Source organism: Citrobacter sp. HN-141 (assembly GCF_033341895.1).
Taxonomy (GTDB): domain Bacteria; phylum Pseudomonadota; class Gammaproteobacteria; order Enterobacterales; family Enterobacteriaceae; genus Citrobacter.
Map to the genome: position 1 here is coordinate 1 of NZ_JAWPBF010000021.1, position 11,540 is coordinate 11,540.

The 11,540-nt window shown below is 49.9% G+C and carries 11 protein-coding genes and 1 pseudogene; 10 read left to right on the forward strand and 2 right to left on the reverse strand.

Features of this window, described 5'->3' with window-relative positions; translation table 11 throughout:
• Positions 1 to 60, forward strand: a 60-nt coding sequence (locus tag RYZ59_RS24830) for an IS1 family transposase (RefSeq protein ID WP_071528444.1), incomplete at its 5' end; no start/stop codon positions are given.
• Positions 61 to 76: 16 nt separating this feature from the next.
• Here the strand turns inward: RYZ59_RS24830 and RYZ59_RS20925 are convergent.
• Positions 77 to 238, reverse strand: a pseudogene (locus RYZ59_RS20925) (DNA-binding response regulator); the annotation flags it as partial.
• 438 nt (positions 239 to 676) lie between these two features.
• Between RYZ59_RS20925 and RYZ59_RS20930 the strand changes: the two are divergent.
• The 6 genes from RYZ59_RS20930 to opgB all read left to right on the forward strand — a co-directional run bounded on the left by RYZ59_RS20930 (position 677) and on the right by opgB (position 6,414).
• Entirely contained in the window at positions 677 to 1,453 is a 777-nt protein-coding gene (locus tag RYZ59_RS20930) for a threonine/serine exporter ThrE family protein (protein ID WP_101742995.1), read from the forward strand.
• Positions 1,444 to 1,917 carry a threonine/serine exporter gene (locus RYZ59_RS20935; RefSeq protein ID WP_202039584.1) on the forward strand — a complete coding sequence of 158 codons (474 nt, stop codon included), beginning with the start codon at positions 1,444 to 1,446 and terminating at the stop codon, positions 1,915 to 1,917. The genes RYZ59_RS20930 and RYZ59_RS20935 overlap by 10 nt, the downstream gene beginning before the upstream one ends.
• 122 nt (positions 1,918 to 2,039) lie before the next feature.
• Positions 2,040 to 2,579 carry a primosomal protein DnaT gene (dnaT, locus tag RYZ59_RS20940; RefSeq protein WP_318050537.1) on the forward strand — a complete coding sequence of 180 codons (540 nt, stop codon included), beginning with the start codon at positions 2,040 to 2,042 and terminating at the stop codon, positions 2,577 to 2,579.
• Positions 2,580 to 2,581: 2 nt separating this feature from the next.
• The gene (dnaC, locus tag RYZ59_RS20945) at positions 2,582 to 3,319 is read left to right on the forward strand and encodes a DNA replication protein DnaC (RefSeq protein WP_003019133.1); all 738 of its coding nucleotides are present in this window, start codon (positions 2,582 to 2,584) and stop codon (positions 3,317 to 3,319) included.
• Positions 3,320 to 3,388: 69 nt separating this feature from the next.
• Positions 3,389 to 3,880, forward strand: a complete 492-nt coding sequence (locus RYZ59_RS20950; RefSeq protein ID WP_137383822.1) for a DUF2501 domain-containing protein — start codon at positions 3,389 to 3,391, stop codon at positions 3,878 to 3,880.
• A gap of 242 nt (positions 3,881 to 4,122) precedes the next feature.
• Positions 4,123 to 6,414 (forward strand): phosphatidylglycerol--membrane-oligosaccharide glycerophosphotransferase, encoded by a 2,292-nt coding sequence (gene opgB / locus RYZ59_RS20955; protein ID WP_318050534.1) that lies wholly within the window; start codon positions 4,123 to 4,125, stop codon positions 6,412 to 6,414.
• A 78-nt stretch (positions 6,415 to 6,492) separates the two neighbouring features.
• On the opposite strand, the gene RYZ59_RS20960 is transcribed toward opgB, so the two are convergent.
• Positions 6,493 to 7,515: a zinc-binding alcohol dehydrogenase family protein gene (locus tag RYZ59_RS20960; protein WP_202039588.1), complete on the reverse strand. Its 1,023-nt coding sequence runs from the start codon at positions 7,513 to 7,515 to the stop codon at positions 6,493 to 6,495.
• 136 nt (positions 7,516 to 7,651) lie between these two features.
• Between RYZ59_RS20960 and RYZ59_RS20965 the strand changes: the two genes are divergently transcribed.
• The 3 genes from RYZ59_RS20965 (at position 7,652) to RYZ59_RS20975 (ending at position 11,534) form a co-directional block, all read left to right on the forward strand.
• On the forward strand, positions 7,652 to 8,563 hold the full coding sequence (locus RYZ59_RS20965) for a GntR family transcriptional regulator (RefSeq protein WP_318050532.1): 912 nt from the start codon (positions 7,652 to 7,654) through the stop codon (positions 8,561 to 8,563).
• 147 nt (positions 8,564 to 8,710) lie between these two features.
• On the forward strand, positions 8,711 to 10,018 hold the full coding sequence (locus RYZ59_RS20970) for an enolase C-terminal domain-like protein (protein WP_318050530.1): 1,308 nt from the start codon (positions 8,711 to 8,713) through the stop codon (positions 10,016 to 10,018).
• A 220-nt stretch (positions 10,019 to 10,238) separates the two neighbouring features.
• Positions 10,239 to 11,534 (forward strand): MFS transporter, encoded by a 1,296-nt coding sequence (locus RYZ59_RS20975; RefSeq protein ID WP_411961748.1) that lies wholly within the window; start codon positions 10,239 to 10,241, stop codon positions 11,532 to 11,534.
• The last annotated feature ends 6 nt before the right edge of the window (positions 11,535 to 11,540 follow it).

Consider the following 11,540-nt stretch of genomic DNA (forward strand, 5'->3'; position numbering starts at 1 on the left):
TCGGTGGAGCTGCATGACAAAGTCATCGGGCATTATCTGAACATAAAACACTATCAATAAGTTGGAGTCATTACCCCAGATCTGAACGTCGCAGTTGCAGCAATGTCAGTTCTTCTACGGCGCGGCAGTAGGTCAGTTTGTAATCGGAGAAATGCGCTTGCATTACCCCTTTAAGCCCAGTTTGTATGATAGGTAATTTACTAATAATAATTGCGTTCTTGCAGCGTCCTGGCAACATAACTCCTCCATATTCACATGTCCTCAATCTTGCGCACGCAAGTATCACCTTCAATCAAATAAATAATTAATAGACATGCGTTAAACAATAGACAGGATGAATTATTTATCCTTATTATAAATAGAAAATGGCGATGCTACGTTCCCAATAGCATCACACTATAAATTCATCATGCCATAATCACGCACATGTACATTCATTGTACAATTAAAATAACTACATTAAATTATTAGCATTCCTTACGTAATTACTGCTCATCTCGAAAAATTTAGTCCGGGTTCAAGCGTGGGTCCCACGATACGATTTCCTGCAACCACCAAGTAGCCTGTTTCTTTTTTCAACACAAAGATTGATCTTATCCAGAGCCAACGGACTCACGCTTCATGATAAAAAGAAGATATTCTTCATTAAGAGAGCATCTTTTAGTCAGAGCGAGCTATGCAAACAGAGCAGTCGTCACAAAGAACGGTTACACGGTTATGTATACAATGCGGGCTTTTTTTACTGCAACATGGCGCAGAAAGCGCGTTGGTCGATGAACTTTCCACCCGCCTGGGTCTGGCGCTGGGGATGGACAGTGTAGAAAGTGCCATATCATCGAATGCCATCGTGCTGACGACGATCAAAGACGGACAATGCCTGACATCGACCCGAAAAAATCAGGATCGTGGCATCAATATGCACGTCGTGACGGAAGTGCAACACATCGTTATTTTGGCAGAGCATAATCTGCTGGATGAAAAAGGGGTAGAGAAACGGTTTAACCAAATCAAACCGCTGCGCTATCCCAGATGGCTGGTTGCTTTCATGGTCGGATTGTCCTGCGCCTGCTTTTGTAAGCTCAATAACGGCGGCTGGGATGGCGCGATGATCACCTTCTTCGCCAGCATGATCGCCATGTACATTCGCCAGATCCTGGCTTCCCGGCATTTGCATCCACAAATCAACTTTTGTATCACCGCTTTTGTGGCAACCACCATCTCCGGCCTGCTGCTTACGCTCCCGACGTTTAATCACACCCCTACTGTAGCCATGGCTGCCAGCGTGCTGTTACTGGTTCCCGGTTTTCCGTTGATCAATTCGGTTGCGGATATGTTTAAAGGACACATTAACACCGGCCTTGCTCGCTGGGCGATTGCCAGTCTGCTTACGCTGGCAACCTGCATTGGCGTGGTGATGTCGATGACCTTATGGGGGCTTCGCGGATGGGCGTGATCGATTTTATTTTTGCACTCATACAGGACATGATCCTTTCTGCCATCCCGGCAGTAGGATTTGCCATGGTCTTTAATGTGCCACATCGGGCGCTTCCCTGGTGTGCGTTGTTAGGCGCCCTGGGACACGGTTCCCGAATGGTTATGATGACCGCTGGATTCAACATCGAATGGTCCACCTTTATGGCCTCATTGCTGGTAGGCTGCATTGGGATCCAGTGGTCACGATGGTATCTGGCGCATCCGAAAGTCTTCACCGTTGCGGCAGTGATCCCTATGTTCCCTGGGATCTCCGCCTACACCGCCATGATATCCGCCGTAAAGATCGGTCATTTCGGCTATAGCGAAGCGCTGATGATTACCCTGCTGACCAACTTCCTGAAAGCATCATCGATTGTGGGCGCACTCTCAATTGGGCTTTCCGTGCCAGGGCTATGGCTGTATCGCAAACGCCCGCGCGTGTAACGAGTGAACCTGTTTACCCCTTCGCAGATGGGGGAACCTTCCCTCATCTGCTGCTCTCCTCTTTCTCTGTGTTACTATAAAAGCAGTCCCTTCTCGGTTGTTGTTCAGTATTGAGAAACATTATGTCCTGCAAAATTTTGACTCCGGACGTCATCAGTATTGACGCCTTATTACACGATCACAACGCGGTGCTGGCGAAGACGGCGGCTGGCGCTGTGGCTGTTTTTGCCAATAATGCGCCTGCTTTTTACGCCGTAACCCCAGCACGGCTGGCAGAATTACTGGCGCTTGAAGAGAAGCTGTCACGCCCGGGAAGCGATGTAACCTTAGATGCCCAATTCTATGAAGAGCCGCAAGCGGCACCAGTTGCCGTGCCAATGGGTAAATTTGCGATGTACGCTGACTGGCAGCCAGATGCTGACTTCCAGCGTCAGGCGGCGTTATGGGGCGTGGCGCTAAGAGAGCCCGTCACCGCTGAAGAACTGGCTTCATTTGTTGCCTACTGGCAAGCCGAAGGCAAAGTCTTTCACCATATCCAGTGGCAACAAAAACTGGCGCGCAGTATCCAAATAGGCCGGGCCAGCAATGGCGGAATGCCGAAGCGCGATGTGAACAGTGTCAGCGAACCTGACAGCCATATTCCACCAGGTTTTAGGGGATAACGATGAAAAACGTTGGCGACCTGATGAAACGTTTGCAAAAAATGATGCCACCCAATGTTGAGCCAGCCTTCAAAACAGGCGAGGAGCTGCTGGCGTGGCAAAAAGAGCAAGGTGAAATTCGTGCCGCTGCATTGGCGCGTGAAAACCGGGCCATGAAAATGCAAAGGACCTTCAACCGTTCCGGTATCCGTCCTCTACACCAGAACTGCTCGTTCGAGAATTATCGCGTCGAGTGCGAAGGTCAGATGAACGCCCTGAGCAAAGCCCGCCAATACGTTGAAGAGTTTGACGGCAACATCGCCAGTTTTATCTTCTCTGGCAAACCCGGCACCGGCAAAAACCATCTTGCCGCCGCCATTTGCAACGAACTGCTGCTGCGCGGCAAGTCGGTACTGATTATTACCGTGGCCGATATCATGTCGGCGATGAAAGAGACCTTCAGCAATCGTGAGACCAGTGAAGAACAGCTGCTCAACGATCTCAGCAATGTGGATCTGCTGGTGATCGACGAGATCGGCATGCAGACCGAATCCCGCTACGAGAAAGTGATCATCAACCAGATTGTCGATCGCCGTTCGTCGTCTAAACGCCCAACCGGCATGTTAACCAACAGCAATATGGATGAAATGAACAAACTGCTCGGCGAGCGGGTGATGGACCGTATGCGGTTGGGCAATAGCCTGTGGGTGATCTTTAACTGGGAAAGCTACCGCAGTCGGGTGACCGGTAAAGAGTATTAAGCATTAGGAACACTCTTAAGACAGGCAGCGCTATACTGCGCTGAAAATGCATAACACGAGTTACACATAATGATGAAAACACCCCAACGTCTGCTGTGCTGCGCGCTTGCCGCCAGCACGCTCATCTCCACCAGCGTTTTCGCCGCCTCCTGGCAAGATTCGCTCTCCAGCGCGGCCAGTGAGCTGAGCAAACAAAGCTCCGGCTCGCAGGGCAGCTCGTCGCTCTCTTCCCTGACCAGCCTGCTAAATGGCAGCAATCAGTCGTTGACCTCCAACAGCATGAATAACGCCGCCGGTATCCTGGAATATTGCGCGAAACAGAAACTGGCTTCGGTCACTGATGCGCAAAACGTCAAAAACCAGGTGCTGGATAAACTGGGGCTCAGCGCGCCAGAACAGAAACAAGATACCAACTATATGGACGGGATTCAGGGTCTGCTCAACGCCAAAGATGGTCAGCAGCTGGACCTGAACACGATTGGCAACAGCTCGCTGGCGAAGCAGGTCAAAACCAAGGCCTGCGATCTGGTGTTAAAACAGGGTATGAACTTCATTTCCTGATGCAACAAATGCCGCGCCCGGCCATTTCACCATCGGCGCGGCAGCAATCAATCCCACGATGATATTTACCTACCAAATGAGGAGTGATTGCCCGCAAACACCCGCATATCTAAACCAATTCTGAATAACAATCTCATTTAATGTCACTACAATTGCAGCAATATAACAACGCTATTACATTGTACTCTCAAAAAAATGATTAGCCTGCCAGGCAATTGCCCGGTGTTACTGAGGATAGACCGTTGTCAGAATTGCTCTCCATCACTCTGTTTCTCGCTTCGGTACTGATTTATGCCTGGAAAGCGGGTCGCAACACCTGGTGGTTCGCCGCCACGTTAACGGTGCTGGGGATCTTTATTGTCTTAAACATCACGCTGTATGCCAGTGACTATTTCACAGGTGACGGCATCAACGATGCGGTCCTGTACACCCTGACCAACAGTCTGACTGGCGCGGGGATCGGAAAATATATCCTGCCAGGCGTTGGGATAGCCCTGGCGCTGACCACCGTTTTTGTCACGCTGGGTTGGATACTGCGTCGCCGTCGCCATCATCCGCATCATGTCGGTTACAGTCTGCTGGCCCTGCTGCTGGCGCTGGCTTCCGTTGATGCCAGCCCGGCGTTCCACCAGATAACTGAACTGGTCAAATCCCAGTCACGCGATGGCGATCCCGATTTTGCGGCCTATTACAAAGAGCCATCAAAAACGATCTCCAATCCGAAGCTGAATCTGGTTTATATCTACGGCGAAAGTCTGGAGCGCACTTATTTTAACGACGACGCCTTCCCGGATCTGACCCCGGAACTCGGCGCGTTGAAAAACGAAGGTCTGGATTTCAGCAACACCATGCAGCTGCCGGGTACGGATTACACCATCGCAGGCATGGTCGCCTCACAGTGTGGCATTCCGCTGTTTGCACCATTTGAAGGCAACGCCTCGGCATCGGTTTCCAGTTTCTTCCCCAACAACATCTGTCTGGGCGATATCCTGAAGAACTCCGGTTATCAGAACTATTTTGTGCAGGGCGCAAATCTGCGCTTTGCCGGGAAAGACGTGTTCCTGAAATCCCACGGTTTTGATCACCTGTACGGCGCTGAAGAGTTAAAGGGCGTCGTTGCAGATCCTGCGTATCGTAACGACTGGGGCTTTTATGATGACACCGTACTGGATGAAGCATGGAAAAAATTCGAAGAGCTGTCACGCTCAGGGCAGCGTTTTTCACTGTTTACCCTGACGGTAGACACGCATCACCCGGATGGGTTTATTTCCCGCACCTGCAACCGTAAACGCTATGATATCGATGGCAAAACCAATCAGTCATTTAGCGCCGTCAGTTGCAGTCAGGAAAACATTGCCACGTTTATTAATAAGATCAAAGCCTCACCGTGGTTTAAAGATACCGTGATCGTCGTCTCTTCCGATCATCTGGCAATGAACAACACCGCATGGAAGTATCTCAACAAGCAAGATCGTAACAACCTGTTCTTCGTGCTACGCGGCGATCAACCCCAGCAGGAGACGCTGGCGGTGAAGCGGAATACCATGGATAACGGTGCTACCGTACTGGATATTCTGGGCGGCGATAATTTTATCGGCCTTGGACGCAGTAGCTTATCCAGCGAATCCGTATCGGAAGTGTTCCTGAATATCAAAGAGAAAATGCTGGCGTGGAAGCCCAACATCATCCGTTTGTGGAATTTCCCGAAAGAGATGAAAGCATTCACCATCGATCGGGACAAAGAGATGATCGCTTTCTCCGGGAGTCATTTCCGTCTGCCGCTGCTGCTCCGGGTCTCGGATCAACGCGTCGAACCTCTGCCGGAAAGTGAATATTCAGCCCCGCTGCGCTTCCAGCTGGCTGATTTCGCCCCGCGCGACAACTTTGTCTGGATAGACCGCTGTTACAAAATGGCGCAGCTGTGGGCACCGGAACGGGCACTCTCTACCGACTGGTGCGTATCACAGGGGCAACTGGGCGGGCAGCAGATCGTGCAGCATGTCGATAAAGCCAACTGGAAAGGGAAGACGACGTTTAAAGATACGGTCATCGACATCGAACGCTATAAAGGTAACGTCGATACGCTAAAAATTGTCGATAACGATATTCGCTACAAAGCTGACAGCTTCATTTTCAACGTAGCGGGTGCGCCGGAAGAAGTGAAACAGTTTAGCGGAATTTCACGCCCTGAATCCTGGGGGCGCTGGTCTAACGCCCAGCTGAGCGAAGAGGTGAAAATCGAATACAAGGCTCCGTTGCCGAAGAAATTCGATCTGGTTATCACCGCGAAAGCCTATGGCGATAACGCCAATCGCCCGATACCGGTGCGCGTAGGCAACGAGGAACAAACGCTGGTCTTAAGTCAGGAAGTCAGCACCACCACCTTGCATTTTGATAACCCGACATCCGCCGACACGCTGGTGATTATCCCACCCGATCCGGTCGCCACCAACGAGGGCAACATTCTGGGTCACTCGCCGCGTAAGCTGGGGATCGGGATGGTTGAAATCAAAGTGGTTGATATACAGGGTTAACCATCCGGATAACCCCAATAATGTGCCAGTAAAAAAAACAGCGCCCAACACGACTCCGGGCGCTGCATGGCAACTGTCTCAGAACGTAATCACCCCTTTGATCAGCTCACGGTTGTTGATCACATCCCGTTCATAGATCTCTGCCAACGTGTCAAACGCATAGCGGTGCGTGAGCATCATGTCAGCCGTCAGTTTGCCTTCCGACATCAGACGCCCCACTTTGGCAAAATCTTCCGGCGTGGCGTTACGGCTGCCCATCATGGTGGTCTCTTTCTTGTGGAACTCAGGATCGGAGAACTGCAAATCACCTTTGAACAGCCCGACAAAAACGATGCTGCCGCCGTGGCGGATCAAATTCACCGTGTTGTTCATCGCGTGCTGATTCCCTGTAGCATCAATGACTTTTTGCGCCAGCGAACCGCCAAACTGTGCGCGCAACTGCGCGTCAAAATCGTCAGCGGACGGGTCGATAACCGGGAGCCCTAATCGGGAAACCACATGCTCTCTGCGTGCCGGGCTGGTATCCGCAACAACCACCTGTGCACCGTCCGCTTTGGCTATCGCCGCGGCACCGAGGCCAATCGGGCCGGCACCGACAACGAGAACATGCTCGCCAGGTACCACCGCCGCCCGACGCACCGCATGGGCGCTGATGGCATAAGGTTCAATCAATGCTGCGGCATGCGGGTCTATCCCTTGCGCATCCAGCAGGTTGCTCACCGGTACAGACAGGTATTCGCTGAAACCACCATCCTGATGCACGCCAATCACCGAGATCTTTTCACAGCAATTAGTGCGCCCACTCAGGCACGCCGGACATTGCTGACACGCCACGTAAGGAATAACCGCAACCTGCTGACCAGTTTTCATATTTTGTATATTTTTACCCAGCCGAACAATCTCCCCACATATTTCATGGCCTAATACACGTGGATAACTGAAAAAAGGTTGATTCCCGCCCCAGGCATGAATATCAGTACCACAAATACCCACAGATTTAATTTTAATTAGTGCTTCGTTATCACCCGGAATAGGTATTTCACGCTCTTTCCAGACTAATTTTTTGGGTTCCTGGCAAATCAGCGTATTCATCGTAGACATGATTCTGCTCTCCTGTTTTTTGTTGCCTCAGATATCGACGAATTTAAAAATGCCGGAGAAAACAGAAACGCAATCTGTGAATTCCAACGCATAAAAATGTTTTAAATCGGGTTTTAATGGATAAAAAGGAGACGTAATGAGCCGTTCACAGAACCTACGCCACAATGTGATTAACCAGATAATCGATGATATGGCGCGTGGCCATATCCCCTCCCCGTTGCCGTCACAAAGCGCGCTGGCGGAGATGTACAACATCAGCCGGACCACCGTGCGCCACATGCTGAGCCATCTAGGCGAGTGCGGCGTACTGACGCAGGTCGGTAGTCACTACGTTATCGTCCGTAAGCCCGATCATGATGACGGTTTTTCGTGTACCACGGCGTCCATGACCGAGCAAAGCCGAATTTTCGAGCAGGCGTTTTTCACCATGATTAACCAGCGCCAACTGCGTGCGGGTGAAAGCTTCTCTGAGCTGCAACTGGCCAGAGCTGCGGGCGTCAGCCCGGTAGTGGTACGGGAATATCTTTTAAAATTCGAACGTTACAACCTGATAAAAAACGAAAAACGTGGACAGTGGGGCATGAAACAGTTCGACCAGGCCTACGCCGAGCAGTTGTTCGAACTGAGAGAAATGCTGGAAACACACTCCCTTCAGCACTTCCTCAACCTGCCTGACGATGATCCGCGCTGGCTGCAGGCCAAAACGCTGCTGGAACGCCACCGGATACTGCGTGACAGCATCGGCAGTAGCTTTCGCATGTTCTCACAGCTGGACCGAGAATTTCATGCTTTACTGCTTTCCGCAGCCGAGAATATATTTTTTAATCAATCACTTGAAATCATATCCGTTATTTTCCACTTCCACTATCAGTGGGATGAAAGCGACCTCAAGCAACGCAACATCATTGCCATCGATGAACATATGACCATCCTCAGCGCGCTGATTTGCCGCAGTGACCTGGATGCAATCCTCGCTCTGCGCAACCACCTTGAAACGGCAAAACAGTCAATGCTGCGCTCTATCCAGCAAAACAGCCGAAAAAATTAAAAGCAGATTAAAAACACAAAATTGCAAAATACCCCACAATCTTATTATCAACTCATATTGAGTAATTAACTCCCTCTTACACTCGGGGTGTCTGCTAAACAAACTTTTCTATTTTATTAGCAAAAGAACATCACAACAGGAGTCAATATGGCGATTACAATCAAGGATATAAGCGTAAAAGATATCCGTTTTCCTACCTCCAGGAACCTGGATGGTTCTGATGCAATGAATGCAATATCCGACTACTCCGCGACTTATGTCACATTAATTACCGACCACACAGAAAATTTAAAAGGGTATGGTCTGACTTTTACTATTGGTCGCGGCAACGATTTATGTGTAAGCGCAGTAAAATCTTTAGCCGAGCTATTTGTTATTGGCCGTACGCTGGAAGACATTACGGCTAACTTTGGCCAATTCTGGCATGAACTTGTTTCTGGTGATTGTCAGTTGCGCTGGGTTGGCCCAGAAAAAGGTGTTATTCATCTGGCTACCGCAGCAATTATTAACGCATTGTGGGATCTCTGGGCGCGTTCGCAGAATAAAACCGTATGGAAAATGCTGGTCGACATGTCGCCAGAAGAGCTGGTTCGCTGCATTGACTTTACCTACATCCAGGATGTTCTGACGCCTGAGGAAGCCATCACATTATTACGCAGAGTTGAAACAGGTAAAGCGCAGCGTGAAAGAGAAATGCTGGAAACGGGCTTCCCTGGTTACACAACGGCCGCAGGCTGGCTGGGGTATTCAGAAGAAAAAATGCGTCAGCTTGCCCGTCAGGCCGTGGCTGACGGCTGGACACATCTGAAGCAGAAAGTCGGTGCCGATCTCGAGCAGGACATTCGCCGGGCGACGATCCTACGCGAAGAGCTGGGTTGGGAACGCAAACTGATGATGGATGCCAACCAAATATGGGGCGTTGATGAAGCCATTACGGCGATGCGCAAACTCGCTAAGTTTGATCCGCTCTGGATCGAAGAGCCCACCAGCCCTGACGATATTCTCGGTCACGCGGCAATAAAAGCGCGAATTGGCGACATTGGCATTGCCACCGGTGAACATGCCCATAACCGGGTAATGTTTAAACAATTCTTCCAGTCAGGTGCAATGGATTTTTGCCAGTTAGACCCTGCCCGTTTGGGCGGTTTAAACGAAGTGCTGGCTGTCGTACTCATGGCGGCGAAGTTTGGCGTCCCGGTATGCCCACATGGCGGAGGCGTCGGTCTGTGTCAGTATTCATTGAATATTGTTTTATTTGACTATATCGCCGTATCCGCATCACTGGAAAACAGGGTGTTAGAATATGTTGATCATTTACACGAGAATTTCGAAGAGCCGTTGGTGATAAAACGTGGAAGATATTATCCACTGCTGCAACCAGGCTATGGTGTAAAAATGAAACCAGACACTCTAACACTTTATTCATGGCCCGATGGCCAGGAATGGTTGAGTTAACATACAGACTAAACAGGTATTTCACTAAATACCTGTTTAAAGGTTCTTCCATTATATTGTCTACTCGCTTTCATCATTTTCATGATGAGAGATGACAGTAGCTCCCCATCATTTTATTGGAAGCATATTTATGAGTCAAAGTGATAATGAAAAGATTGTCAATTCGGCGGTTAAAAAGTCAATTATACGGCTTTTACCCTTTTTGGCACTCATGTATGTCATGGCTTATCTGGATCGCGCCAACATTGGTTTTGCAAAAGAGGCATTCCAGGTTGATACGGGACTGAGTAATGCGGCATATGCGTTTGGCGCCGGGGTCTTTTTTATTGGGTATGCACTATTTGAAGTTCCCAGCAATATATTTTTATATAAAGTGGGGGCGCGCTTATGGCTTTCCCGCATCATGGTAACGTGGGGGCTTATTTCAGCTGCAATGATGTTTGCCCATGATGAGAAAACATTTATTATTTTGCGTTTTCTTCTCGGTGCCTCTGAGGCCGGATTCATGCCCGGCGTAATGTTATATCTGACGTTCTGGTTCCCGCTTAATACCAGGGCAAAAGTGGCAGGTTATTTTTGGTTTGGGCCGCCGATCGCGTTTATTCTCGGAGGGCCAGTATCCGGTGGATTATTAACTATCCATGATTTATGGGGATTACATAACTGGCAATTAATGTTCCTGGTTGAAGGATTACTCGCCGCACTTGTTGGGGTGGTCGCATTTTTCTATCTCGATGATAAACCATCAGATAAACGCTGCACATTTCTGACTGCGGAAGAAAAAAGGGCGCTTAGCGCCATTATGGAAAAGGAAGAGCACACCAAAACAAGCCATGGCCCACAGGGGATCCTGAAAGCACTGTGCGATCCCAGAGTGCTGTATCTGTGTTTGATCTGCTTTACCATTCAGGTTGGCTCTTACGGTATTGCTTTCTTCCTGCCTTCTCAGGTCGCGGCATTATCAGGGCAAGGCGTTGGCTTCATCGTTGGGGTTTTATCCGGTATTCCGTGGTTATGTGCACTTTTTGCCGCGTGGTATATCCCGCATCTTTCCACAAAGCTGAAAGAACGTCGCTGGATAAGTACAATTACACTGCTCTTCGGTGGGCTTGGTGTTGCATTATCTGGAATGCTTGCAGGTTCGCCGTTCTGGGCTTTTATCGCACTTTGCATTGGCTGCGCAGGCTTGCTGGCCGTCCAACCTATTTACTGGACGTTCCCAACCAGCTATCTCGGTGGTGCCGCAGCTGCATCGGGTATCGCGCTCATTAACTCGCTAGGCAATCTTGGCGGATTCGTGGCCCCCAACATTCGCGTATGGGCTGAGAATGCGTTTGATTCGAATATTGCCGGGCTTTACCTGCTGGGTGGCATTGCGATTATCGGCGCTATTATGCTGGCAGGGATATTCCGCATTGGTATACGGCGTGATTTGGACAGTCCTGCGCCAGAAAAGAGCCACGCTACGGGCTCCTCAGGCTCTGCAACGACGGCAACATCCGCTTCTGTCGACTGATACACA

Coding starts and splice junctions, on each gene's coding strand:
- RYZ59_RS20930 (WP_101742995.1), top strand. CDS start 677: ATGCAAACAGAGCAGTCGTCACAAAGAACGGTTACACGGTTATGTATA.
- RYZ59_RS20935 (WP_202039584.1), top strand. CDS start 1,444: ATGGGCGTGATCGATTTTATTTTTGCACTCATACAGGACATGATCCTT.
- dnaT (WP_318050537.1), top strand. CDS start 2,040: ATGTCCTGCAAAATTTTGACTCCGGACGTCATCAGTATTGACGCCTTA.
- dnaC (WP_003019133.1), top strand. CDS start 2,582: ATGAAAAACGTTGGCGACCTGATGAAACGTTTGCAAAAAATGATGCCA.
- RYZ59_RS20950 (WP_137383822.1), top strand. CDS start 3,389: ATGATGAAAACACCCCAACGTCTGCTGTGCTGCGCGCTTGCCGCCAGC.
- RYZ59_RS20960 (WP_202039588.1), bottom strand. CDS start 7,515: ATGTCTACGATGAATACGCTGATTTGCCAGGAACCCAAAAAATTAGTC.
- RYZ59_RS20965 (WP_318050532.1), top strand. CDS start 7,652: ATGAGCCGTTCACAGAACCTACGCCACAATGTGATTAACCAGATAATC.
- RYZ59_RS20970 (WP_318050530.1), top strand. CDS start 8,711: ATGGCGATTACAATCAAGGATATAAGCGTAAAAGATATCCGTTTTCCT.
- RYZ59_RS20975 (WP_411961748.1), top strand. CDS start 10,239: ATGGCTTATCTGGATCGCGCCAACATTGGTTTTGCAAAAGAGGCATTC.